At 58.7% G+C, this 26163-nt stretch carries 17 protein-coding genes; 8 read left to right on the top strand and 9 right to left on the bottom strand.

Annotated elements, in window-relative coordinates:
• Window positions 1-1117: 1117 nt before the first annotated feature.
• Complete coding sequence (locus AC3EMP_RS18330; protein WP_352446911.1) at window positions 1118-1876, top strand: LuxR C-terminal-related transcriptional regulator; 759 nt, start codon at window positions 1118-1120, stop codon at window positions 1874-1876.
• A 493-nt stretch (window positions 1877-2369) separates the two neighbouring features.
• On the opposite strand, the gene AC3EMP_RS18325 is transcribed toward AC3EMP_RS18330, so the two are convergent.
• Together AC3EMP_RS18325 and AC3EMP_RS18320 are read right to left on the bottom strand one after the other, a co-directional pair.
• Entirely contained in the window at window positions 2370-3809 is a 1440-nt protein-coding gene (locus tag AC3EMP_RS18325; protein WP_488494641.1) for a DUF4214 domain-containing protein, read from the bottom strand.
• A gap of 247 nt (window positions 3810-4056) precedes the next feature.
• The gene (locus tag AC3EMP_RS18320) at window positions 4057-5328 is read right to left on the bottom strand and encodes a glycosyltransferase family 4 protein (protein ID WP_023697341.1); all 1272 of its coding nucleotides are present in this window, start codon (window positions 5326-5328) and stop codon (window positions 4057-4059) included.
• A gap of 190 nt (window positions 5329-5518) precedes the next feature.
• Between AC3EMP_RS18320 and AC3EMP_RS18315 the strand changes: the two genes are divergently transcribed.
• Window positions 5519-6649 (top strand): glycosyltransferase family 4 protein, encoded by a 1131-nt coding sequence (locus tag AC3EMP_RS18315; protein WP_023697342.1) that lies wholly within the window; start codon window positions 5519-5521, stop codon window positions 6647-6649.
• Here the strand turns inward: AC3EMP_RS18315 and AC3EMP_RS18310 are convergent.
• The gene (locus tag AC3EMP_RS18310; protein ID WP_023697343.1) at window positions 6642-7874 is read right to left on the bottom strand and encodes a glycosyltransferase; all 1233 of its coding nucleotides are present in this window, start codon (window positions 7872-7874) and stop codon (window positions 6642-6644) included. The genes AC3EMP_RS18315 and AC3EMP_RS18310 overlap by 8 nt on opposite strands.
• 246 nt (window positions 7875-8120) lie before the next feature.
• Here AC3EMP_RS18310 and AC3EMP_RS18305 point away from each other — a divergent pair, with 246 nt between their 5' ends.
• Together AC3EMP_RS18305 and AC3EMP_RS18300 are read left to right on the top strand one after the other, a co-directional pair.
• Complete coding sequence (locus tag AC3EMP_RS18305) at window positions 8121-8993, top strand: glycosyltransferase family 2 protein (RefSeq protein ID WP_023697344.1); 873 nt, start codon at window positions 8121-8123, stop codon at window positions 8991-8993.
• Between the two features lie 14 nt (window positions 8994-9007).
• The gene (locus tag AC3EMP_RS18300; RefSeq protein WP_023697345.1) at window positions 9008-10321 is read left to right on the top strand and encodes a polysaccharide biosynthesis/export family protein; all 1314 of its coding nucleotides are present in this window, start codon (window positions 9008-9010) and stop codon (window positions 10319-10321) included.
• A gap of 550 nt (window positions 10322-10871) precedes the next feature.
• On the opposite strand, the gene AC3EMP_RS18295 is transcribed toward AC3EMP_RS18300, so the two are convergent.
• From AC3EMP_RS18295 to AC3EMP_RS18285, 3 genes are all read right to left on the bottom strand, one after another.
• Entirely contained in the window at window positions 10872-11660 is a 789-nt protein-coding gene (locus AC3EMP_RS18295; protein ID WP_023697347.1) for a sugar transferase, read from the bottom strand.
• A gap of 126 nt (window positions 11661-11786) precedes the next feature.
• The gene (locus tag AC3EMP_RS18290) at window positions 11787-13667 is read right to left on the bottom strand and encodes a GumC family protein (protein WP_023825218.1); all 1881 of its coding nucleotides are present in this window, start codon (window positions 13665-13667) and stop codon (window positions 11787-11789) included.
• A 167-nt stretch (window positions 13668-13834) separates the two neighbouring features.
• Window positions 13835-14260 (bottom strand): hypothetical protein, encoded by a 426-nt coding sequence (locus tag AC3EMP_RS18285; RefSeq protein WP_155923507.1) that lies wholly within the window; start codon window positions 14258-14260, stop codon window positions 13835-13837.
• Between the two features lie 121 nt (window positions 14261-14381).
• On the opposite strand from AC3EMP_RS18285, the gene AC3EMP_RS18280 reads away from it, so the two are divergent.
• From AC3EMP_RS18280 to AC3EMP_RS18270, 3 genes are all read left to right on the top strand, one after another.
• Entirely contained in the window at window positions 14382-15902 is a 1521-nt protein-coding gene (locus tag AC3EMP_RS18280) for a phosphomannomutase/phosphoglucomutase (RefSeq protein ID WP_023697350.1), read from the top strand.
• Between the two features lie 13 nt (window positions 15903-15915).
• Window positions 15916-18216 carry a mannose-1-phosphate guanylyltransferase/mannose-6-phosphate isomerase gene (locus AC3EMP_RS18275; protein ID WP_023715461.1) on the top strand — a complete coding sequence of 767 codons (2301 nt, stop codon included), beginning with the start codon at window positions 15916-15918 and terminating at the stop codon, window positions 18214-18216.
• Between the two features lie 712 nt (window positions 18217-18928).
• A complete protein-coding gene (locus tag AC3EMP_RS18270; RefSeq protein WP_023697353.1) occupies window positions 18929-19648 on the top strand; it encodes a Crp/Fnr family transcriptional regulator in 720 nt (239 codons plus the stop codon).
• A gap of 714 nt (window positions 19649-20362) precedes the next feature.
• Here AC3EMP_RS18270 and AC3EMP_RS18265 read toward each other — a convergent pair.
• Genes AC3EMP_RS18265 through AC3EMP_RS18255 form a run of 3 tightly spaced genes read right to left on the bottom strand, consistent with a single transcriptional unit; the run spans window position 20363 to window position 24250 of the window.
• Entirely contained in the window at window positions 20363-21415 is a 1053-nt protein-coding gene (locus AC3EMP_RS18265; protein ID WP_023715460.1) for a GNAT family N-acetyltransferase, read from the bottom strand.
• An 18-nt stretch (window positions 21416-21433) separates the two neighbouring features.
• Window positions 21434-23017 carry an oligosaccharide flippase family protein gene (locus tag AC3EMP_RS18260; protein ID WP_488494640.1) on the bottom strand — a complete coding sequence of 528 codons (1584 nt, stop codon included), beginning with the start codon at window positions 23015-23017 and terminating at the stop codon, window positions 21434-21436.
• Between the two features lie 9 nt (window positions 23018-23026).
• On the bottom strand, window positions 23027-24250 hold the full coding sequence (locus AC3EMP_RS18255) for a DegT/DnrJ/EryC1/StrS family aminotransferase (protein ID WP_023833445.1): 1224 nt from the start codon (window positions 24248-24250) through the stop codon (window positions 23027-23029).
• A gap of 708 nt (window positions 24251-24958) precedes the next feature.
• Here AC3EMP_RS18255 and AC3EMP_RS18250 point away from each other — a divergent pair.
• Complete coding sequence (locus tag AC3EMP_RS18250) at window positions 24959-26143, top strand: acyltransferase family protein (protein WP_023715458.1); 1185 nt, start codon at window positions 24959-24961, stop codon at window positions 26141-26143.
• Window positions 26144-26163 lie beyond the last annotated feature (20 nt).

The raw sequence follows: 26163 nt of genomic DNA, 5'->3' as shown, positions 1-26163 counted from the left end.
CCTGGTGCCCAAATGTCGTGTTGGTTGCCTGCAGCTTGAGAAGCAAAGCGCGGCATAGGCCGACACGTCCGGGACCCTTCGACCCGCCGGCCGTTCCGATTCCGGCCTACCCCTTCCTGCAAACGGATAATTGGCAAACGCACCCTAAAGAACGCCTCGACGGCGCGAAACGTCACTCTTATACACAGGCCAGCGGGCAGGTTGTGCTTACAATCGTGAAATGACGTGTTAAGTTGGAGATTATTGGGTGCTCTTGGTGACGGGGTGGGTTCTCGAGAGTTCCATGAGGAGGATAAGCGGTATGACCGCCCGTGTTATACATGGCCCATTTGGCCCTAAGCAGATGATGCAACTCAGGGAGATTTACGAACGGGCGCGGGCTGTGACCGCCCAGTATCCCGAATCCCACGTTGCCAACAAAGCCGCCAAGAAGTTGATCGATGCCTTCGAAACCGTGACCTCCAGCGATGCAAGGGGTGGGCGGTGTCTGAGTGAGACGGATCCCCAGGGAAACGCCTGAGGTCCAAGCGTTAAGTCCAGGAGCATCTATCCGCCTGCCAGCCAAGCTGGCAGGCGGATTCTTGTTTGCTGTCCCGGCGCGCCGCTCCCATAAAACGATAGGGGAGCCACTGGGGCGGGCGAGTGGCTCCCCTATCCTGTCTTCGCTATATCCGCAGACAGACCGCGTAAGCCCGGGCAGACGCCGGCAAATCCATGTTCGTCTTGGCAACGTATCTCGTCAACGAAGCCTTTGGGGTAGTTTGCCACCGAGGAGTGTCTGCCCAGCTTCCGCCTATCGGATGAGCATGACAGCTCTGCCAATCTCGAACTGTTATTCAATGAAGTGAGCGTGTCGACCAGCCCCTGTTGGCCGCGCATCAGCGAGTTCTATGACGTGAGAAAAAAGTTCACCGAAAATTAACTTAGATTAGCACCCGCTTGTATAGCATAATCTACACAATTCCAGGTGGCATAGAGGGAAATGATGAGCGTCTAAGCTGGAGAGATCCGGCTAAGCCTTCACGGGTAGAACACTTCAAAAAATCCAGGAATTGTGAGGGGGTTATGGCGACCGCCAGAGGGTCGCTTTGTGTATAGGCAAAGTTGGGGTACTAGTATGGTTTCTGCAATCGGACTGCATAGTTTCGATTCGGCAAGTCAACGAGAAGCTGCTTTGAACAGTACGGGAAGGGGTAACGAACAAGCCGACAAAGAGTGCCTACTTATCCTGGACGGAAGGGCCCTGGACCGGGAATGTCTGGCATCAGCCCTTAAAGACCATGATCTCGGTATGGCCATTGCCGCCATGGGTGCGATCGAAGAATGGCGCATAAAGAAGGAGTCTTATCCTTCTCTGGCTGCCATTCTATTCAACCTTGGCGGGCGTAAATTAGCCGACCGCGGCATTGCAGATGAGATTAGATTAATCTCTTCAGAGTTCAGCTCTGTTCCGGTAATAATTTTGTCTGACACAGATGATCTCGGGCAAATACTAACAGCGCTTGAATGCGGTGCACGTGGGTACATCCCGACTTCAGTTGGTATTGATGTCTGTGTCGAAGCCGTCAATCTTGCAGCGGCTGGCGGCATCTTTGTACCGGCCAGCAGCGTTTTGTCCATGCGCCATCTGATCGATTCAGGCAGCCGCGACACGCGTCCGTTGACGACTATGTTCACGCATCGGCAAGCTGAAGTGGCTCAGGCGCTTCGGCGCGGCAAGGCGAACAAGATCATAGCCTACGAATTGAACCTGCGCGAAAGCACGGTGAAGGTGCACATCCGAAATATCATGAAAAAACTGAAGGCGACGAATAGGACGGAAGTCGCCTATAAGGTCAACGATCTTTTCGGGGAAGGCGCTCTCGCGCAAGAGTGAGTGGTTTCAGGCGGTGCGCCGAGGTCAACCCTCGGCGCACCGATGGTTTTCCTCCCCTTGGCGGTGGGTGGGAACCACCTGGAATCAGTTGTCATGCCCGATGCTGCAAATGATAGTTTTGCCAGGACGAGGCTCTGCTGGGTGCAGGACACTCCAGCCTCAACGAAAATCCTCCATGTCCACTCAAGATTCCGCGATTACCAAAAAGGCTGCCAATGATTGCACCTATGGACGAATATCGTTCCCTCGGGGCTTCGTGCACGCCTGGCCGACCGTCTAAAGAGCGGTACACATCGGTTCCAATAGTAACAATGCGTGTGTCGCGGCCACCGCAACAAGCAATTTCGGGTCCAAGTCCGCGACGTGATGCATCTGTCTGATGATCTCGGCCTGGCATGTCGATCGCGGCAATCGACTTGCCGGCGCTTTTTGTGGCCGGAGGCGGAGCAATGGACTTGCAAATGCCGCCGCCATAACCAGCGTCTTGTCCTGCTTAGTAGGGCGCGGGCACATCCGAGGCGTTGCGCAGGGCAGCATGTCGGGACTTGAATTCGCTCGAGCTGACGATGCCAAGGGCAATGCTATCACGCGTCATTGATCCTGCCCGCAACTGACGGGAATAGGTTTCGATGCCGTAACTGTCTGCGGGGCGATCCAGCAGCATCAGGTAAAGAAAGCCGATATAGGCTCGGTCGGTAAGGCCAATCGTGGCATATTTGGCCTCGAATTCGTCGGAGCGGAACATTTCCATGATCACGGCAGTGAGCGTGGCGTCTCCGTTCTCGAGGGCTGGCGACCACCGATCCAACCCTGCGGCATCGCCATCATGGCCAAGGACGAGGCAATAGGCAAAATTTATCTGATGGACATAGGTGAACCGGCCGGCAAACTTTGCTTCAGGGGCGCAATCTCGGTGTGGCTTGGGCAACGGCTGCGGGCCACGGGTAATGTCGCGAACAGCCATGTAGGCAGGCTTTGGTTCACCGGCTATCCATTTGCCGTTGTTGTTCTTGCTAAGTCGAACCAGCCCCATATTGGCTTCGAAGCTCGGCGCCCAGTAGGTCTCATCCAGCAACTCGTAGATGTGCGCCGCTTCGACTTTGTACGTATCCTGGAGTTCGCGAAGCCGTGTCATTGCCTGTTTGACGCCGTCGGCCTGCTGCCGCTCGCTGTGCTGACTTCCGTAGGGGTTGTTGAATTCGGTGACCCAGATGGGTTTGCCGTAGGCGGAAATCTCGTGGAAAGCCCATTCCGGATCTTCCCCGTACATGTGCCAGACCGAGATGTCCCAGGCGATTCCGTCCTGTTTCATCCGCGCGAAGGCGCCGGTATGGCCCCATCCAGCCGTACCCATTGCCTTTTTGATGCTCGGGTCAACTGCTGTCATGCCGTCGGACAGGCCCTTGAGGGCAGCGCTCACCTTCACCCAACGCGGACCGTAGTAGTCGAGCGCTCCGGTTCCACCTGCAGGCCCCCAGCTGCATGGATATTGTGATCCGTCATCGCGTTTCTCGCAGGGCTTTATGATGGCATAGATTTCCATCTCATTGCCGAGTTCCCAAACGCGGATATCGTTCTTGAACCTGCCCCCAAGGACGACCGCCAATTGCCGGGCCTGACTATAGAGTTCTTCCGGATCGTGCTTGTCCAGGTCTAGTCCCGGCGTGATCACGGGGAGTATTTCGATCCCTCTTTCTTTACCGGCCTTCACGACCCGAGCAAGGGTATCTCCTTGATCTGCGGCGGTGATGTTGACCCGGTATGATTTGAGACCGAGGTTCTTGACGAAATCGAGTTGTTTTTCGATCGGAACATCCGGGTAGGAAATCACCGGATGGCCGTTCACGCCCCAGAGCAAATCGGCGGATGCGGGCGCCGATGCTATCAGCAACAAAGCAGTCGCGGCTGCGAAACGAAACGACATGGCGATCATGCCTCCCTGCACGACGATCAATATTGGGATTGTCGGAACTGCGGGACACGGGAGCAATTGGTCAAAATGGATATGGGAAGCTTCGCGTTACCTCCTTTGGAGGCTACAACCTAGCCATCAAGCGGCATGACCATTGGAGTGCCGCTGCCCCGATTTAGCACCCCGATGAGCGGGGGGTGACTGCCGAGGATGACTCAAATTGATTGCGATGTGCGCTAACCAACGGGGTAACTGCGCTCGCGGTCAATTACCCGTAGACTTCCCCGAAATCGGCGTCGACCTGGATCATAAGCTCGAGATATTTCCAAGCGATCCAGCGCCAGGAATAGCTGCTCGCCCTGGTATGGCCCTTGCCAACCATTCGCTTGCGCATATCTGGGTCGACCGCTAGCTGGCGAACGTTTTCGATCCATGATTGGACGTCGTCCGGATCGGCATAGAGTGCGGAATCTCCGCAGATTTCAGGCAAACAGGGCGAAGTCGAGGCTATGACCGGGCAACCCGACGCCATAGCCTCGATAGCGGGCAACCCAAAGCCTTCGATCCGTGATGGAAACAGGAAGCAGAGGGCGCCTTCAAGCGCCTTTTTGAAGTCGTGATCGCTTATGCGCCCAAGAAGGATGATGTTCGCCGGCATTTTCGGGACGTGCCGCAAGACCGTGGTTTCGTCGATGTCACCCGGCATCCACAGATCGAGGCCCATCTCATCTAGAAACGATGCGAGCTTAGCGAGAAGCCCCATGTTCTTGTATTCTTGATCCCGCCGGCCGAGGCAAACGACATATGGCCTGCCCCGATTGACAGCCAAGGATGATATCGTCGCGTCCCACTTCTTAGCATGGTCGCTGCCGTTGTAAGTAACGACAATGTTCTCCTCGCGCGCTATGCCGAACGCGACCAAATGACTGCGGGAGAGTTGCGAAACCGTAGTGATCCGTGCAGCCCGCCTGCCCAGCAGCGGAAGGATCAGGCGGTGAGCCCAACGGAACCCTCGCCCGTAGCTCGACGGCATCAACCTTGTATGCATGTCGTGGATGCATGCGATCTGGCGTCTCAGCACGACCGGTGCGAGGTTGCAAAAGCTCACCAACCCTCCCGGCACATGCCAGGGCAACTGCGCCTGTACCCAGAACTGGGGAAGTCGAGGCCTGTTGAATTCGGGGACGACCCGCACCGCGATTGCCTTCAGATGAAGAGGCTCGGCAGGCTGGCGCGGCACCACGAGATCGATCTCAAGGTCGCGACCCAAGGGATGCCCTTCGGAAATAAGGGCGTCGAGAGCCATCGTCACCTCGTGGGCATAACGCGCTATCCCATTGCGTCGAAGCGTGGTGAAATCACCGTTTATCGTCCACCGGCGCTTTGGCGGCACTAAGTCCGCCAATGTCCGGCCCGGATGGCCAATCAGGTACTGCGAGCCTCCGGGAAGCGATCTTGCCACCACGGCGGCAACGCTGTGTCCGTTCAAATTCCCCGATTGCACCGCCGGCGCCGCATCGAACTCAGATTTGCCGATCATCACGTCCCCCGCCTTGCCGCCCCAACATCCAGACTAACACTCTCTGAACCGCAGCGACCCTCAAACGTTTGAGGTAGCTCCAACGCTCGCCCTCGCCTGCCTGGATGATGCTGCGCGCGTCCGCACGACCCAACGGCTGTGGTGACCCCACGCGCTGACGGTTTCAAACTAGGGACATGGAGAGGGTGACATGGCACGGCAGTGGACGATCAACGGGCGTTTCCTTTCCCAACCGACAACGGGCGTCCAGCGTTATGCCGGAGAGATCGTGCGTGCGCTGGATGCCCTGTTCGCCGAGCAGGCGCCGCTCACCCGTGGGCTGGAACTCAGGCTTCACTGCCCACCTGGCAGCTCAGACATCGCGATCAATTCCATCGAACGTTGCGAGATAGGCAGCAGGGGTGGGCACCTATGGGAGCAGACCCGGCTAGCCGCCTCTCTTCGGGGTGGCGGGCTCCTCAGCCTGTGCAATACCGGCCCGCTTCTGTCGCGCAAGCACATTGTCTGCATTCATGATGCAAATGTCTGGAATGCCCCAGAGAGCTATTCACTTCGCTTCAGGACCTCCTACAAAGCGCTGCTACCCTGCCTCGGCAAGACTGCATGCAGCATTTCGACCGTTTCCAATTTTTCGCTAGGCGAGCTGGTTCGGCTGGGCATCGTTGCGGAGCAGAGGGCCTTCGTTGCCCCCAACGGTCATGAACATGTCCTCCGATGGAAGCCTGAACATTCGGCGGCGACACGATTGGCGGCCTCGCGTGAAACAATCGTCATGATCGGCGGCGCCGCACCTCACAAGAATGTGAAGCTCATTCTCGATATGGCCGAGCGCCTTGGCAAGGCCGGACTGAAGATCGCGGTCGTCGGCATGTCGGATTCGGACATTTTCAAAACAGGATCAGCCAGAGCTGAAGCCCAAAATATCCATTGGCTCGGACGCATTTCCGACAACGAGTTGGCTGCTTTGCTGATGGACTCGCTTTGCCTGGCCTTTCCTTCGCTAACTGAAGGCTTTGGTCTTCCGGTTGTCGAGGCAATGGCGCTGGGCTGTCCGGTCGTCGTGTCCGAACGCGCCAGCCTGCCCGAGGTCTGTAGGAACGCAGCTCTTTATGCCGCTGCCAACGACCCGCAGGCGTGGTTCGACCGTTTCATGGGGCTGCGCAATTCCAAGGCGCTACGCGTGCAGTTCATGAGGAAGGGAAAAGCCCGAGCCTTGGCATATAGCTGGAGAGCGAGCGCCTTGCGCTACCTGCAGGCGATGGCTCTTGCCGACGGTATCGATCCAGAGACCAGGATAGTCAGGTTACGTGAACTCACGTGATCGTGTGAAGTGCCTGGACCGCTCCGATCGAGTCCAGCATGGCGCGGTCGAAATTCTCTTCGGAAAAGCGCTGCGCGTTCCGAGCGCAGGCCCGCGGGGTGATGAGGTGGCTGTTTTCCTCGAACCGTTTGACCGCTTCCTTGAGGTGATCGATGGTCTGAGCCTTGAACAGCACCCCCGTCGGCTCGGAATTTGACCCCAGGCTGCGTGCAATATCGACCGCGCCGCCTCTCCCGAAAGCGATCAGCGGCGTCCCGCAGGCCTGCGCCTCGGCGAGCGCGATGCCGAAGTCCTCGCAACCCGCAAAGACCATCGCCTTCGCTCGGGCAAGCGTATCGATATAGTCCCTGCGAGGAAGGAATCCCGAGAATGTGACGTTAGGACCTGCCAGCGCCCGCAGGCTGGCCGATTGCTGTCCTTCGCCCACTATGACCAGCCGTCGCGACGGCATCTCGTTGAAGGCCCTGATCACGAGGTCGGTGCGCTTGTAGGGGGCCAGGAAGGACGCCGAGACGTAGTAATCGTCCTTGTCCTCGACACAGGGCAGTTCCTTCAGCGAGACCGGCGGGAAAACAACCTTTGCGTCACGTCCGTAGATGTGGCGGATCCGAGAACGGACATAGTTGGAATTCGCCAGCATCAGGTCTGGACCGTGCGCGGTTCTCGTATCCCAGGTCCTCAGACGGTGCAGCATATAGCGGTAGAGTATTCCCTTCGGACCGAAACCGAGCTTGCCCTGCTCAAGATACGAGAATTGCTCGTCCCAAGCATAGCGGACAGGGCTGTGCACATAACACAGATGCGGCTGATCAGGCCTTGTGATCACGCCACGAGAAAATGCGGCCGACGACGAGATCACAGCGTCATAGCCGGTCACGTCGAACTGCTCGATCAGAAACGGGCAAAAGAAGAAGAGAGACCGGTAGAATTTCCGCACCAGAGGGATCCGGTTGGCCGGAGAGGCATGAAATTGCACGTCGCGGAAGTATTGCTCCTTCACCTCGGCCGGGAGGAAATCGAAAAGTGTGAATACCTCTGCATTGGGAAGCTGCTTGCAGATTTGCGCCAGAACTCGCTCGCCGCCCCGGAAATTTGGGCACCAGTCGTGAACGACCGCTATCCTGGCATATCTGTCGAAGTCGGGCGCCGGGGCAGCCGGAAACTCCTCAATCGGCATTTCGACCTTGGCCGCGATGGCCAGGTCGGAAGAACGTTCATGGAGCATGGTTCTCCCCTTTCTTTTAAGCCCGAGTTTCCGTTTTGTGCGGGGACCATCGCAAGTTGTCCGATCGATCACCGACCGCTGCCGGCGCGTATGCGCCTACCGCTTATGGTCGTGACCCGCTTGCAGGAAGTACGTCAAAAGCTGGTACTCGATGAGGTAGGCCGCGTTGGTCGCGCCCACTTTTATTCAAGCTGTTTGAGCCATCGCGTCATAATATGGTCAGGGGGAGCGACGCCTGGACGAAACATGAAACTTGCGGTGATTATCCCAACCCTCGGCCGCAGCGAGCAAGTAGCTCGCCTGCTCGGATATTTGGGCAGCCAGAGAAGACTTCCCGACGAAGTCATATTGTCGGCACCCGACGCCACACACATCGACCTGCCGGACGGCTGCCCCTTCCCTGTGTCGAATGTGTTCGGTCCAAAAGGATTGGCTGCGCAACGCAACGCCGCTCTCGTGCCTTCATTGCGGCGCTTCGACATCATAACATTCTTCGACGACGATTTCGTTCCATCCACCCAGTACCTGGAGCAGATCGAGCAGGCTTTTGCCGGAAATCGCGGATGGGCGGTTGTGATGGGCAGGGTCGTCAGAGACGGCGCCACCAATGCTGGTCTCACCTGGGACGATGCAGAGGCTGCGCTGAGGGAAGCCGAGGGCCTAAAACCGAATGGAGCGTCCGTGGTCGACCATGTCGGTGCCTACGGATGCAATATGTCGCTCCGCTCCTCGCTGGTTGGCGATTTGCGCTTTGACGAGCGCCTGGTCCTCTACGGCTGGCAAGAAGACATCGACTTCACAAGTCAAATGCGATCCAGAGGCCGCGTCGTATGCGTGACGTCGATCACGGGCGTTCATCTCGGAATCAAAACGGGCCGCGTCAGCGGAAAGCGGTTCGGCTACTCCCAGGTCGTCAATGCGATCTACCTGATAAAGAAGGGGTCAGTTCCAGCCTCTTTCGCACTGCCCCTTATGTTCAGGAACATTGCGGCCAACCTCGCAAAGAGCCTTTGGCCCGAGCCATATGTCGATCGCAGAGGTCGTCTCAGCGGCAACGCGCTCGCGATCCTGCATATCGCCATGGGGCGCATCGAACCCGAATACATCCTGAAGATCTGACGACGGTGAAGACAATGCGGAAATGGCTTTCAACAGCGGCAGGGATTTCATTGGCGGCAGCCTCTGTCTGTCCGTATCCGGCATCAGCCGCGGAGTACCTGCTTGGGCCGCAGGACAAGGTCAGGCTCAAAGTCTACGAATGGCGCGCATCGCGTGATGTGATCTTCGAGTGGGCGGCTCTCAACGACAGTTTCACTGTCGGTGCCGACGGGACTCTCTTCCTGCCATTTGTCGGGCAGATACGCGCGGAGGGCACCGCTCCTGGGACTCTCGCCCGCGCCATAGGCGATCGGCTGATGCAGCAGATGGGACTCGGCCGCCAGCCGGATGTCGCCGTGGAGATTGCCCAGTACAGGCCGTTCTATGTGGTCGGCAACGTCAAGCAATCCGGAGAGTTTCCCTACAGGCCCGGCCTGACAGTGCTGCAGGCGCTTGGGGTCGCCGGCGGGTTGCCGATACGCGAGGATGATGTGTCTCGGCTTGGACGAGAGTTCATCACGGCCCGGGGCGATGTCGGGCTGCTGGCTCTGAACAATGTCAGCCTGCTCGCACGCAAAGCGCGGTTGCAGTCAGAGCTGGCCGGCAGTGACGACATCGCTTTCCCCCCTGAACTGAGGGACAGGGTTTCAAACGAAACCGTTGCCCTTGCAATGAACCAGGAACGCAAGATTTTCGATATCCGAAAGGATGCACTGGCGACCCAGCTCCGTTCACTGCGAGACCTCAAGGACTTCCTGCAACAGGAGCTGGCCTCGCTCGAGCAACAGCTGACTTTCCATGACAAACAGATCGAGCTCATCCAAAAGGAGCTCGCGGGTGTCTCGAATCTCGTGCAGAAGGGCCTTGCGGTTGCACCACGGGAACTTGCGCTGGAGGGGACTGTCGCCCAGATGCAGAGCGACAGATTAGCGGCCGAGACCTCGATGCTGCGTGTCAGGCAGGAGATGAGCAAGACAGACATCGAAATACTCAACCTTAGCAATCAGCGTTCCAGCGAGGTCGCCGAGGGCTTGCGCGAAACACAGCAGCAGCTCAACGAGGTGACCAGCAAATCCGACACCGCAGTGCAGTTGCTGAGCGAGACGCAGGTCGCTGTGCCCGCTCTGCTGGCGCTAAGGCAGAGTGCGGCGAGGGCCAAGCCGATCTTCACCATTGTGAGGCCGAAAGACACCGGCACGGAAGAACTTGCTGCCCAAGAGACAACCCTTGTCGAGCCGGGCGATACCATCAAGGTCGAAATCCCCCTGCCGCAGTCTGGCTTGGACAGCTTGCCTGCAGCGGATGCAAGCGTCCAGGCGGACACCACTGCTGTTGGAACTACGAACTGACCAGATCCGCTTGGCGCGAACCAGGCCAGCATCCTGGCTCCGTCGATGCTCACCAGGACCGCCACCTGTTGCAGGTGGGGTTGGATGGCTGGGGCGTTAGGCATGGGGCTGCGACCCAAAAATATGTGGCTCTACAAGTACCCCTTTGCAATACCGCAAACAGCATTCCGAAGCACCGTATCTAGCACTTGCCTTGCACTCCTAGGCCGCCTATCAGTTGGCGCACGGTGGGTCTCGGCCCCTGACGGAACTCCCCGCCGCGGAAAGCCAACTCCTTCTGCGGGTGCCACTGGAGATATCGGTGCTCACAAGCATACTGGCCGTATCGGTGGCAGGGATACTTCTGGGTCTACGCTTCAAGGCTGCCGCGCTGCTGGCAGCGACTGCAGTGCTTCTGATCGCAATCCTTGCCTGGAATAGCCTAGGCCTGTGGGGCCATGTGACTGGTGGCAAATCTCTGGTTTTGATATTTCTTTTGGCTTGCGCCTACCTCGCAGGCTTGTCTCTGTCGCACTACTGCAATCGAAACGAGAAGTGATCGTTCGACGTTTCAGGAGGCCCTGCCGACCCGCATGACCGCGACGATGGTCCTGAGCAAGATCACGATATCAAGCCAGATCGACCAGTTCCGCACATAGTGGCTGTCCAGCGCAACGCGGTTATTATAGTCCATGCTGCTTCTTCCACTCACCTGCCAAAGACCGGTGAGCCCCGGCCTTGCTGCGAGGTACTCTGCCTGATGCTCGCCATAACGCCTGAGTTCGTCCTCGACGATCGGCCTTGGGCCCACGCAACTCATGTCACCGCGCAGTATGTTGATGAGTTGGGGAAGCTCATCCAGGCTGGACTTGCGCAGCAGTCGCCCGAAAAGCGTAACGCGGGGATCGTTCCTGATCTTGTGGGTCTCTTCCCACTCCTTGCGTGCGTGGGCGTTGGACTCGAGATATGCCTTCAGAACCTCGTCCGAATTGGCGACCATCGAGCGAAATTTATAGCAATTGAATGAGCTTCCACCCAAGCCTACTCGCCTATGCGAGAATACGGCTGGACCGCCGGCCGTAACCTTGATCAACAGACCGACGACAATCATGACGGGCGCGGCCAAAACGAGCGCTGCGCCGGCTATGGCCAGATCCATGATCCGTTTGAGGAGGCCTCCAATCGGAGGGTTCGTCTTTCCGGTGAGGACACCCGGCAGCTCATTCAACACCGTTCCGGTGCTGGCGTAGTCACGCGCAGAAACAACATGCAGGATCGCCCTGCTTTCGATCGCGGCCGGCACAACGGGTTGGCTCCAAAGCGCCTCACCCTGGTGCTGCTTTTCGAAGGCGTTTGTCATGTGACGGTCGCTGTTTCTCGTTGATTAACTTCGACAGTCTTCCAAGGACGGAACGTGCCGGCAAGAAATGCAAAGGAGGTAGCGCGATACTCCAGGGGCTACCCCCTATCCTCACATATGATTGCTCTACACGCTTTGCCGGCTTCCGAAAGCGCTCTGCTTAGCGGCAACCCGACGGTGCTTGGACGTCATTACCCTCGCGTTCGCGAGAAGCACGCCAAGTATAGGCGTCCTGGAGGCCTGAAGTGTTCTCACGAGTTCCCGCAGTGCGTCGACGTGCGTCTTTCCCCACTCCGCAACCACCACGACACCGTCGAGCACGGATCCAACGACCAGGTCATCCGCCCCGGATTCAAGCGATGGCAGGTCAACGATGACGATATCATAAGCGGCCAACTCGTAGCCTGCCGCGTCCCCAGCAGTAACTTCAGAAAGGAAAACCTGCATGTTCCTTGGCACGAGCAGGTTCTTTGCATCCACGACGGAACTTGAAAGAACGTCGAACCGCCGCCCCAGAGCGCGTATGATATTGTGTCGAGCGGGATCCAGGCACTCGTTGCTCTGGACGTTTGAGTGCCCAATCAGTCTTGTGGTAATCGTCGACCTGCGAACATCAGCGTCAATCACCAACGTCTTTAGACCGGACATCGAATAGAGCGTGGCGAGGTTGCTGACTACGGAAGTCTTCTGACTGTTGTTCGAAACAGCGGTTAGTCCAAGAAACTTCACCGGATGGTTCGTTTCCGCCAAGCTGATTTCGGTTCGCGCTTTCCTTAGGCTCTGGCTGTATCGCGACCACGGATGCTTGGTCACTTCGTCGACGTTTCCGAATTCCCTGCGCCTGCTCGTGGGCGGTAGTTCTCCGACGCACTCTATTCCCAGATTATCGCGGACATGACGTGGCAATCGTATGGTCCAGTCGAACGAATGCCGCGCGAAGGAAAGGCCAATGCCGAGAATGAGCCCTGCGACGCCAGCGAAGACCAACACCAGCTTCGGTTTTGGAGCGCTTGGAAAAAGCGGCGGCGTCGCGGCAGTGATCACTCTTGCATCTGCAACCGGGTAGGATTGCTGGCTTACCGAATTGGTGTAAGCCTGCAGAAAGCTCTCATACATTTTCTGATAGGTGTCAGCAGTTACCTCGAGTTCTTCGAGAGTAGGTTCAGAATTAACGCCGCCACCGGCACTTGCACCACCTCCTACGCTATAATCGTGCCGAGAGCGAAATGCCTGCGCCCTTGCCATGGCCTCGTTCATCTGGGTGCGCAGCTGCTGAAGGCGTTTTTCCAACCATGCTCCACCTTCTCTTGCCGAATCGGCCTTGGTGTCGATCTGTTCATGCACGAAGGCGTCAGCCGTTGCATTCGCAATCTTGGCGGCGCCCTCCGGATCGGCGGAGGTGAAGGATATGTCTATCGCGTAGGAGACACCTACCCTTCGCACATCGAGGCCACTGAGGAAAATCAGCATGCTGAGACGGGACTTCTGGTAATCGGTCAGCTTTGCGGTCGACTCCGGAGCGCCTAAGCCGATATGCCCCCAGAGTGAGTTCAGCCGTGCGCTTTTCTCAAGCCCTAAAGCCTGCACCATTATATCTTTGAGTTTCCTGAATCTTTCCTGCAACATCGGTGTCTCGGGGCGATTGAAACTCGTATCCTCAATCAATTTCAACTGATCAATTACCATCGAAGCAATCTTTTCAGATTGCAGTACTGCGATCTGACTTTCAATTTGTGCGGTGTCCAATGACAGATTTACTTCACCGCCCTCCTGCAAATGTTGCGGTAGCTTCGGTTCGATCAATATCTGGGCGCTGGCTGTAAAAACCGGATCGGTGGTCAAATCGTAGAACCATGCGACCAGGAGTGCCGCGGCAAGGCAGGCCGTAATTGTTCCGACATAATGTCTCAAAAACCCGGTTATGTCCGAGAGGCCGACGAATTCCTGTCCGACATTGGCCTGCTGATTGGTTGCCAAAGGCCATTGGTTGGCGAACAAGCGGTTCATTCAAACGTCTCCGGCGGGCATGGGAGAGTCCTTCGTGCACGCCGCCCGATACAGAGCTTCATGGCGTCCGCCCGATGTTCTCATAAGAGCCGGGGCCCGCGATCCCGGCTTTTGCAGAAAGACTACGCCGACGTGGGGGAAGGTAAACGCCGCCAATTGGCGTAGACCTACATCCTTTGCGAATGAAGAATGCGCGGCAGACCGGCCCTTATCTTGGCTAGAAATGACTTCTGCTGTTCCAGCAGCAACTCTCGTGCTTGGTTTGCCGCAAGATCGTGCGAGAGGATAACCAGTTTGGCTGAAAGACGTTCGCCCCTATCCCCGTTTTCCGTCGCCTCCAGGCAAAATGCGGCACAATCTGTCATTCGTTTCCGAGCTTGGCGAAGTCGTTCCGATTCCCTTTCGATCTCCGGCTGAATGAGGTCGAGGGCACGCGCCAAAGCCTGGAAACGCCTATCATCGACGTTCTTGTGAAAGGAGAATCCGAATGATGTCAGCGGCACTACAGAGCCACAATTGATGTTGGCGCCCGATGCGGGCCTACCCCCACGATACGCGACCGCCATGCCTGGACGAGATATCCTTTCGATCATCGATCGGCACCACCTATTGGATGAAGCGGCACGAGCCGCGGGGTAGCGCTACCCGAATTCATGAAGGGGCCGAGGTTCGCGGCCATGCTAGGAATATTGGCGCAATCCCGGAGCGGTAGCCGTGACCTTAACGATAGTCGCCCAAGCCAGGCCAAACACATTCGCGTTCGAGAACAATGCTCTCATCAAAGCCACTGGCTTCCGGGAATATGATGCGCGGTGGTGGTTCGGCCACCCTGGCTCGGAGAAAGAGCCCGAGCTCAATTTGATGGGCGCCCAAGCACTGGGAATGGGTCTCGCCACTCTGATCCGCCGAATGGGGGTCGGCCCGGAGATCGTCACGGGTCACGACTTTCGCAGTTATTCAATGTCCATAAAGATGGCGTTGGTCTCAGGGCTGATGGCGGCTGGCGCACATGTCAAGGACATCGGCCTGGCGCTTTCCCCGACCGCCTATTTCGCCCAGTTCGCACTCAACGCTCCGTCTGTTGCGATGGTCACGGCTTCCCACAATGAGAACGGCTGGACCGGAGTTAAAATGGGCGCACAGAGACCGCTAACATTCGGTCCTGACCAGATGACAGCCCTCAAAGCGCTCGTACTGAACGGCGACTTCGATCTTGTCGGTGGCGGCGGCTACGAATTCGTGTCCGGATTTCGTGAGAAATACATCGACGACTTGACTGCCGGAAGGACGGCTCGACGCAAGCCGCGCGTGGTCGTGGCCTGCGGCAACGGGACGGCTGGCGCATTTGCGCCACAGGTGCTGAAGACCATCGGCTGTGACGTGATCCCACTGGACGTGGAGCTCGATTACACCTTCCCGCATTACAACCCCAATCCCGAAGACATGCAGATGCTGCATGCCATCCGGGACAAGATTCTGGAGACCGGTGCCGATTTGGGTCTCGGCTTCGACGGCGACGGCGACCGCTGTGGCGTCGTCGACAATGAGGGCACCGAGATCTTCGCTGACAAGGTCGGCGTCATGCTGGCGCGAGACATTTCCAGCCTGCATTCGCAATGCACCTTTGTCGTGGACGTGAAATCAACCGCGCTTTTCATGACGGATCCAGTTCTGGCGCGAAACGGCGCGCGCACGGACTATTGGAAAACGGGACATTCCTACATCAAGCGGCGGGTAGCCGAGCTTAACGCAATCGCCGGCTTCGAGAAATCGGGACACTTCTTCTTCAACCCGCCGATCGGGCGTGGCTATGATGACGGCCTTATCACGGCGATTGCTGTCTGCGAGATGCTCGACCGTAATCCGGGAAGGACGCTGGCCGAACTCTACCGCGCCCTGCCCGTGACCTTCGGCACCCCAACAATGTCCCCCCACTGTCCCGACGAAGTCAAATATGGCGTCGTCGACAAGGTCCTGGGCGACTTCATGAAAATGAAGGGGGACGGGACCGAGTTTGCGGGGCAGCCGCTTGTTGATCTGGTTACCGTCAATGGGGTGCGTGTCGTGGCTCAAGACGGCACCTGGGGTCTGGTCAGGGCTTCGTCGAACAAGCCCGAAATTGTCGTCGTCGTCGAAAGCCCCGTCTCGTCGGAGCGACGTCGACAGATGTTCGAGGCGATCGACGCCGTCCTGCGCCGCAATCCAGAGGTCGGAGCCTACAACCAGACATTCTGAGAGGAACCGAAGCATGGCACACCGGATCGTAAGTTTTGTTATGAGCGGCGGGGTCGGGTCCCGGCTGTGGCCGCTCTCGCGCGAAGACAATCCTAAGCAATTCCACGATCTCTCGGGGGATGGCTCTATGCTGGCGAAGACGGTTCGGCGCCTGAAGGCGTGGCCGGACAACGAAACGCCGATCTATCTGATAGCATCCGAACGCCATGCCGAACGCGTCATCTCCGACATTAGTTCGCTCGGTCTGAACGGGGGAAAGCCAATTTTCGAACCGCTGGGCCGCAATACGGCCGCAGCGGTCGCCATTGCGACACTGCAGACGATTTCGGAGCACGGCAACGAAGCGCTTGTGCTCGTGGTTCCCTCCGACCATGAGATATCGACCGAGACGCAGTTCTGGGAGACCGTTGAAGCGGGTATGCCCGCCGCCGGCTCGGGAAGCATTGTCGTGTTCGGCATCAAGCCCACTCATCCAGAGACCGGGTACGGATACATTGAGGTTGCGGCCAATGGTGACGGCGCAGCCGCGGTCTCACGCTTTGTCGAAAAGCCGAACATCGAGACGGCGCAAAAATATCTGTCGTCGGGGAGGTTTTACTGGAATGCTGGTATCTTCCTTTTTCGTGCCGACACGATGCGGAGGGCTTTGCTCGAGTTTCACCCGGAGATCTGGGAAACCGCCGAACGCGCCTTCAGCACTGCCAAGGTGGATGTGTCGGGCGTTTACCTGCCGCAAGGCTTCTACTCGGCTGTCCCCTCCACATCGATCGACTATGCAGTCATGGAACATGCGCGGGGCATCGCGATGGTGACGGCTTCGTTCCGCTGGAACGATCTTGGGTCGTGGCAATCCTTGCTGGAGGCCAGCCCCGTGGACGGAAACGGCAACGTCGTAATGGGCGATGTCGTCGCCATGGACTGCGACAACTCCTACCTCAGAAGCCAAGGTCGGCTGCTCACCGTCATAGGAATGAAGGATGTGGCGGTGGTCGCAACGCCGGACGCCATATTCATCGCCCCGGTCAGCCATAGTCAGAATGTGAAGAAGGTCGTCGAGCAACTTGAGAAGAGCGGGCGCCTCGAGACGAAATTCACAGCGTCGGAAGACCGGGTCATTGTCAGCGGATCATGGCGCAAGCGCGTCGAGCACTGGCTCTTCAACGAGACCCTTCCGCTTTGGTCAGACGCAGGCGTCGACAACGCGCATGGCGGCTTCCACGAAGCGCTCGGTTTCGATGCCAGGCCATTGGGCAAACCCAAGCGGATGCGCACGATGGCTCGCCAGATCTATGCTTTCGCTGTGGCCAAGGAACGTGGCTGGACGGGGGCCGCCGACAAGCTCATCGATCATGGTATAGACTTCATCGCAAAATACGGCCGCACAGATCGTGGAGGCTGGGTACGCACCCTCAATTCCAATGGAAGCGTGGCCGATCCGGCGGAGGATGCCTACGACCATTCCTGCGTGCTCCTGGCACTTGCTCATGCCTATCGCTGCGGCCACCAACCTGCCCTTCAGCTTGCACAGGAGACATTTCATTTCATCGATTCGCACCTTGAGGATGGGAGCTTAAATGGCTTCCTCGAGACACCAGGCTGGAACGGGGTTCGGTCCTCGAACCCACACATGCACATGCTCGAATCATTCCTTGCCTGGTACACCGCAACCGGCGATCGCGCATATCTGCGTCGAGCGGCTCGCATCATCGATCTATTCCGCAGCCATTTCTTCGACCAGGAAAGTTGGACGCTCGGCGAATATTTCGATGCCGACTGGCTGCCGTTGCCCGGAGACAAGGGACAGTGGACCGAGCCTGGGCACCATTTCGAATGGGCCTCCCTGCTCGTCGACTTCGCGCGGGCAACCGGACAGAAAGATCTGGCTGCTTACGCGAGGAAACTCTATTCGTCGGCGGTCGCCAGCGGACTGAATCGAGCCACAGGGCTGGCTTATGCGGCCGTTTCGAGACAAGGGATGCCTCTCGACAGGCTCTCGCGCAGCTGGCCTCAATGCGAAGCCATCAAGGCGGCGATCGCGTTGGACAACATCGGTGGGCCTGATCTGAAACCCGAGATCGAAGCTCGCGTCGCGCGCCTTTTCAGATGGCATATCGATCCCGCGCCGCTTGGCCTGTGGATGGACAGGATCGACGAGCGCGGTCGGTCGCTGGCGACGGAGGTTCCTGCCAGCATCTTCTACCATTTGGTGACGGCATTGATGCAATATCTCGACAAGACTGAGGGGCAGGTTCAGGCGTTTCCGGGACTTTCTCTGAAAGCGGACAGCCTTGTTGCGAAGCAGAATTATGGTTGAAGAAAGCGACTGCTCATCGCGTCACGACGCGGCAGATCTTACTCCAAACAGGGAGTCTTCTCACCGTTCGCGCTGATGCGGTGGGAGGTACCGCTAATTCGGTATCTTCTTGCCTCTGTGTCACCATGGCAAACTGCGGTACCTTAAGCAGAGGCCGCGCCCACAAACACGAGGGTCTCCCGGCTTCTGGCGGCGTAAACTTATCAAAGTGTGGGAAGTAGAAGCTTTTTGTCCGGGCAGCTGAAGGGCGACGATGGCAAAAAAGAAATCGCGGGACAGGCGCAGTGGTGATCTCTTGAAGCTGCTTGCAACAAGACCTCGGGTAGTTGCGCTTGCAGCGCTGCATGTGAGTGAATCGGTCCTCTTGGAACTTGAAGCATCGGAGTTGTTATCTCCGGCGCAGATCAGGGGCCTGCTGCGGGATGCGTCCCTGACGTTGCGCAATGCCGCCGACCAGGCGGACAATCGGAGCTGTCTCGTTGCCAGTGAGATCGTTGAGTCAATGAGGGAGAATTTTAAGAGGAGTAAGTCATAGATAATACAAGCTCTAGGCGGCATCAATCGACCCGTGGCCTATTCCGATCCAGGTTTCGACAGGAGATTGATGTCGTGGCACCTTCCTTTGGCGAGATCTGAAAGAACGCTCATAAGCTAAAATTTAATATGCATGATGAGTTTCAGGAGGGTACATAGGAATTGGGTAGGGTTAGGGATGACACAGGCTTCACGTTTTTTTTCGAGAGGAGATGAGCACAGTTTGTCATACGTTGGACTTAACGATGACGACGCCGCTCTGATCAAGACCCTCGGCTTCGCCGCGAAGCGGTATCTAGTCGACGCGGTAATCTTCAGCCAAGGTGACGACAACGATCGTATTTACGTCGTCGAGTCGGGTTGGGGGTGCATTTCCCATGAGCTTCCGGACGGGCAGCGACAAATTCTCGATTTTGCCCTGACTGGCGATGTCGTTCTGTCTCAATCACCTGGAAGCGGCTCTATTGGGACATTCGTAGCTCAAACTGAACTTTCATTGCTGGTGGCACCCACCAAGACATTGACGCTTGCGGCTATGAAATCGCCTCGTCTGTTCGCGTTCATCGTTGGAGCCCTCTTGCGCAATGGGGCGGTTATGGCTCAGCACCTTGCCAGCGCAGGACGACGCAACGCATTAGAGCGGACAGCACATTTGCTGCTCGAGCTGACAGCGCGTCTGCAACGAGTAGGCGCAGTTGACCGCAACGGCTTCGACTGCCCGCTCACCCAATACGACCTCGCTGACGCCCTTGGCCTTACTCCGATCCACGTCAATCGAATGCTGCGGGAACTTCGCGAGCGGAAGTTTCTCGAATTCCGGCAGGGCCATGTCCGCCTGCTCGATTACCGCGGTCTGGCGAAGTTCGCTGGATTCGACGGCGAATACATCAAGAGTTGAGCGCCGGGCGCCTTAGCCTTTGGAACCCTCGCTTTGGTAAAGCGCGCTCGAGCGCTGGACTGGCCGCAACGGAATTCCCATTGGTGAATAGCTGCAGCGATGGAAAGAGAGTTGCGCCGAGCTACAAACCAGTCCGAACCTGCCGCTCCGCTTAGGCAAGCTTTTGCGTGTTTCTTGAGCCTAGCAAGTAAGATCGGGCATAAAGCTGCGTCAGCCTGGATTAGCTGGCAATATGGCCTGCAGGTCCCACATTTGCCGTTTATTCGGAGTACGCCTGATACCAGTCACGCTTCGCCTCTACTCCTTCATTATTCGTTTGGATGAATTCTTCTTATATAATCAATAGCACATAATCGTTGTCACCGGGCGCGAAGTGGATCCTGCCGGTCAGGTCCGGCGGCGGTGCCGCTACCCCGCAGCGGGCCGCACGCGCTCATTTGGCCGGGAGCGGAATCCGCGCAAGCGGCCCGACAGCCTGTTGGGGTGCAACTTGTCTGACCATCGGGCCTCACCGGCTCCCTGGGTGGCGTTGCCGGCTGGAACGATGGTAATATTAGGACCTTCGAAGTAACACCTTTCAGAGCCGTTTTCCCCGGCTTTGTGGCACCCGGTGAAGTTCTGCTTGGCTTCTGGGCTAGCACTGGGGGCGGGTCGGTCGTCCTCAGCAATGCAGAGCTCGATCCGTTTGCTCAATCGGCTAATGTCGCTGCGTCGTCACAGAAGTCCGAACCGATAGAGCGCGCTGACCGCAAGTGGGCGGAAGATCGCACCATAACGCCCGGCTACGGGCTGACCCCAACTCTGCTTGTAGTCTTGCCCGGAACCGAGATCGAACTGGCGATACGCAGCGCTTGCCGCCCATTCGATCGAAGCCTGCATTATGCGGACACCGACCCAAAAGCCGTCGTATTCGGGGTCGCGAACGATGCATTGGCCGAGCACGGCACCGTCCTGACACATCAGGACGGTGCCGGCCGTGCGCCGACCGCCGTCGAGCAGGTGCAAGGTGTGGAACTGGATCGGACTGTCGGCGGTCTGCCGTTTCATGAAGGCGCGCCAGAACCGCAGACGATCCTCCGCGGCGACCGTCTCCTCGGCGTCGTTGCTTTCCCACACGCGGCTCCACTGGGTGCAGCACCATTCCAGGTCGCCCACATCGTCGACGCGAAGGCGCATGAACTCGTCGCAACGTTGGCGGGCCTTGCGCACATTCTTGCGGTGATTGCGGCTCCAGAGTGCCTCATAGTCGCCCTGCAGGTCGACGCGGTAGTTGTCTGGAGACCAGTAGGATCGCGGCTTGAGATCCACGACGCTCTTGTCGAGCCCCGCCTCGACCCGGACCTCGACACCCAGGGCGTGTAGCGCCCGACCAAGAGCGGCGGGAGAGGACGTGGGCGCGATTACGCCGGAAAGCGATTGATAGGCGACGGGCTCCCAGTACCGGCGGCGGCGACGCAGCGAGATGAGCGCGGTCGGCCGGCCGCTCTCCGTCGCCAGGGCGTGGCGCTTCTGGACGCTCGTAGGCTGGGTGAGTTCACGATAGAGATCGCGGTCGCAGCCGGGAATTGCCGGTAGGTCGTCTAAGACCTGGTCGAGGGTCGAGTTCCAGACATCAAACCAGGCGATTTTAACGCCCCGCGAGGTTAAGGGGGTGACGATGCGGGCAGCGGAGATCACGGCGGGCGCGGCGAGATGGCCCAACGCACGCTTGAAATCCGAGCCGGCGGCTTTCGCGCCGGCAGAATCCATGGCGTCAGAGTGATTCATCACCGGTTCCCCCTGCAGTCAGTGCTTGTCTGCCATCCAGGCAATCCTTCGAAGAAGCGGTCCGCCGGTGTTCGCGTCGGCCGGCGCAGGCGCCTGCCCCTGTTCGGTGTCCTCACCCAGGAAGCGCCGGAGGTGGGCAAAGGGCGCGCGCAGGCGCACAGGCGCCAAGGCCTGGATCCTGCCCAGCAGATAAGCCAGTTCGGCGGCAAACGGATGACGGGTCCAGCCCATGGCCAGGAACCAGAACACTGCGCCAAGCCCGCCGCCCAGGACAGTCTGTAAGACCGACAGGTTCATGTCGAGGCCGTTCAGTCCGATGACGACGAGCGGGCCCAGCGCCGTCGCGAGGGTGGCGACGGCGCTGGGCAGTAGGGCGCGCAGATATTCGCCGACGCTCAATTTCAGCCGCCGCATCAGGAACCAGAGGCCGACGCCCACCTGGATCGGCGTGGTGGCGAAGATCGAGAGCGCTAGCATAAATGGGCCATGCTGGGCCGCCAGGATCATGATCAGGCTGGTGATCGGCAGGGAAATGATCCAGGCCTTGGCCGTGTCTCGGATGCCGCCGACGGCTACCAAGGCCGGAAACATAAGGGGGACGGGGAAGCAGAGCATGGTGGCGGCCGCTATCACTTGCACCAGCGGGATGGAGGTCTCCCATCCTGGTCCCAGTAGGGTGTGCACCAGGGGATAGGCGAAGAGGATGACCATCGCCAGGCCCGGCCAGTGGAATGCGGTCAGGCTGGCGGCGGCTTTGAGATAGGGGGCCTTGAGGGGACGCCCCGTGCGCGCATGGGCGGCGAACCCTGGCAGGGCCACCGCGGAGATAGCCGATATGACTAGGCGGCTGGGCATCTGTGTGACCTGTTGGGCTCGGCTGTAGAGACCTACATCGGTGCTGCCGCTGGCCCGCCCCAGCATGAAGGTTGGAATGACCTCCCCGAGGGTGGTCAGAAGGCCGGTCGCGGTGTTCAAGCCGCCGAACGCCAGAATCTCGCGCCATTTTGTGAGCTCGATCCGGAAGATGGACAGGTCCGGGCGCATGAGGACGGCAAAGACAAAGGTGGAGAGCGGATAGCTAAGCGAGCCCCAGGCGAAGCTCATATAGCCGAAGCCCATCATCACCAGGCCAGTTGTGGTGATGTTGCCGACGAGAGCGGAGCCCAGGTTGATGGCCGCGATACTCCAGAACTTCAGGTCGCGGCGAAGCAGAGCCACGATCGGCGAACCGATGCTGGAGAACAGATAGCCGAATGCCACGGTGCGGACAAAGTTCTCCAGACGCGGTTCGTGGGCGAAGGCGGCATAGAGGCCCGCCGTCGCGACGAAGGCGGTCGTAAGGACGACGGCGACCGCCAGCATCAAGGTGAAGGCAGTGCGTATTTCCCCCTTCGAGAGTTTTTCGGCGTTGACGATGTAGTTGGTGACGCCGAAGTCCCGCATACCCTCGGCGAGCGCGACGAGGCTGGCGCCAAGGAAGGCAGCACCGATTTCGTTGGGTGTCAAAAACCGCGACGAAACATACAGCGTCGCCAAATTCAGGATGAGGGTGGCGTACTTCTCGAAATAGACCGCGACCACCGCGCGCCGGATGCTCGCCATTCCTATCTCTCACTTTCGCACAGACCGGCCCCGATGTGGGACCTCCATCACATCTCGCTTGAATTCCAGAATTGGAGTCATGGGCCTTGGATTTTGAACCCGGGTAGCCTTGATCAGGGTCGAGGCGACCTTCTGTTGATCCTCATCGGTCATCTGGGGATAGAGGGGAAGGACGATGGTATGATCCTGGGCTGCCTCCGATTCCAGCAAGGACATGCGCAGGGGCCGGGAGGCATAGACGTCCTCGCGGTGAGCGCACATGATACCGCGGCGGGTGGCGATATCGGCATCCAGCATAGCCTGCATGACAGTGCGCTGGTCGGCGGAGTCCGGCAGACGGACACAGAAGCTCTGCCAGTTGGTGCGCGCGTAGGCCGGCTCGCGCACCAGGCCCAGCCATTGCGCCTCGCCGAGCAATTCGGCGTAGCGGGCGGCAAGCGCGCGGCGGCGGGCCACGATGCCGGGCAGGCGCTTGAGCTGCTCGCGGCCGACAGCGGCCTGGATGTCGGTCATGCGATAGTTGTAGCCGAGCACTGGGTGCGTCTCGAAGATCACCTGGGTCGAGCCGTGGCGGACCGTGTCGGGCACGCTCATGCCGTGCTGGCGCAACGACTTGAATTTGGCGACCCAGTCAGCGTGCTTGGTGGTCAGCATACCGCCATCGCCGGTGCTCATAATCTTGCGTGGGTGGAAGGAGAAGCAGGCCACGTCGCCGTGCGCCTTGCCGACCTTCTCCCATCGACCGTTCCAGAAGATCTCGCTGCCGCTGGCGCAGGCCGCGTCCTCGATTAGGGGCAAGCCCCTAGCCTTGGCGATGTCGACCACAGCAGCCATGTCGCAGGGCAAGCCCATTTGGTGGACCACCAGGATCGCGCTGGTTTTGGCCGAAAACGCGTGCTGGATCAGAGCCGGATCAATGTTGTAGGTGGTCGGATCGATGTCGACGAAGACGGGGATCGCGCCACAATAGGCCACCGAATTGGCTGTGGCGATGTAGGAGTGACTGACCGTGACCACCTCGTCGCCGGGCTTCACCCCCGCCGCCAGCAAGGCCAGGTGCAGGGCCGTGGTGCAGTTCGAGACGGCCGCAGCGTGCGGCGCGCCCGTGAAGGTGGCGAATTCCGTCTCGAAGGCCGCCACCTCGGGGCCTTGCGTGACCCAGCCGGACAGGATGACGCGGCGCGCCGCCTCGGCCTCGGCCAGATCCATGGTGGGCTTGATGATCGGAATCATGTCAGATCCTCAGAACGAAAGACCTACTCGGTGCGAGAAGTTGCAGTGGTCGTATCACGACAAAGCCGGTGGCTCACCTTGTCCTATTGTGGGATGCAGATACCGACGGCCGGCGTGCCTGATGTATTGGGACAGTTGGGTTCCTACCATACGGATACCGCTTTCGGTCAGCGGACAGGCTCTGAAACAACCTTCCGGCCCCATTGCAATGGGGCAAGCAATGTGTGGCCCGACATTTTCGGCGGGGAAACTCCAAAATGTGTCGCACCCGCCATTCGATAATATACGCTAACGCTTAAATATTGAATTCAATATAGGGATTTCCGGCGGGTGGCCTACAGCAAATTCATCTACCCTAAATCACCAGTTGTGGCAGTGCGACAATGCAGCTTAGCGTCCAGTCAAGCCGAAGCGTATGTTGTGCTGCGAGATAAGCTCGGCCTGCGAGAAATGTTATCGTTACGCTTCTTTTCATTGATCCATCGTCTGGAAGAGACGAGTAACCCACCTATAGACGACCGGCGCGCAAACAACATTTTTCAGGATCTCAATTTGGCGAGACGTACGCCTGCACCGTCACGCTCAGAGCCTACGCCTTCTGGCCGAATTGATGTGACAAAGAGTTAGGCGTTTATAACCAAGAAAGTCTGACGGCCCCCGGGGCCGAACCATGTCTCGGTTGCGGAGCATCGGCTCGAGTATTGACCCATGGCAACCATTGATCAAGGCGCGATTTTCGCCGTCCGGTCGGCCAAGGCCGTCGCCCGGCCGGCGGAAGATCGTATCGCCGGCTTCGACGGCGTGCGCGCGATCGCCGTCCTGATGGTCTTCATCAGCCACAAAACGACCCTGCCGCACCACGATTCCTATGGTTCCGTCGGCGTCTGGCTCTTTCTCGTGCTAAGCGGCATGCTCATCTCCTCGATACTGTCGGAGATGCGCGCAAAGGTCGAAGCGGGGGTCCAGTCGACCTGGCGGTCGATGGGTGACTTCTATCTGCGCCGCAGCCTGCGCATTTTCCCACTTTATTACGCCTGTCTCGGTGTTTTCGCACTGGGTTCGCTGTTCACCTCATTCGTCGGCTTCTCGCGCGTGGAAGCGACGATCTACGCCCTCTATGGCACCAACATCTATATCGAGATGACGCCGACCGGGGCCCACGGTCATTTCGGTCACCTCTGGTCGCTGTCGGCGGAGGAGCAGTTCTACCTGCTCCTGGCGCCGATCCTGCTGTTCACCCCGCGCAAATACCTGCTTCGGATTTGCATCGGCTTCATGCTCGCCGGCGCGGCAAGGCTGGCTTGGCTCGTATCGGTGAACACCCACCCGAACGCCATTCACGTCGATCCGCTGATCGCCTTCGGCATGCTCGGCGTCGGCGGCTTTCTCGCCTCATTGAAAAACTTCAAGCCGCCCGCATGGCTGGTGAGTGCGCAATCCCAGGCGGCGGCTGGCCTGGCGTTGATCGCGATCCCGCTGGTCTTCGGATATTTCCGGGACGCATGGAACGTCTTCGGACCGCTGACCTGCACTGTGGCCGGTTTGTTCCTATTCCAGATCGCCCGTAACCAACAGACCCCGGTCGTGGCTTTCCTCAACCTGTGGCCGCTGCGCTCGCTCGGCCGGGTGAGCTATGCCTTCTATATCCTGCACCAGTTCGTCCATTTCTACGACCTCACGGCGGTGCTCCATAAGCTGCATCTGGAGATCGACGCGCCGGCTAACGTTCAACTGGCCCTGGAGCTTTTCATCACCATCGCGCTGGCGACGCTCTCCTGGCACTTCTTCGAGCGGCCGCTTCTGCGGTTGGGCGCCAGATTGACGGCGCGGGAGGGCACCGAGGCCAGCAGCGCAACCGCTGCCTTGTCCCCTGGCCGGCAAAGAGCCACGTAGAAGCGGGCGGAGCTACGACC

It is taken from the genome of Mesorhizobium sp. P160219, assembly GCF_057786095.1.
Note: the sequence above shows the minus strand (reverse complement) of the source record. Positions and strands in the feature narration are given on the sequence as shown.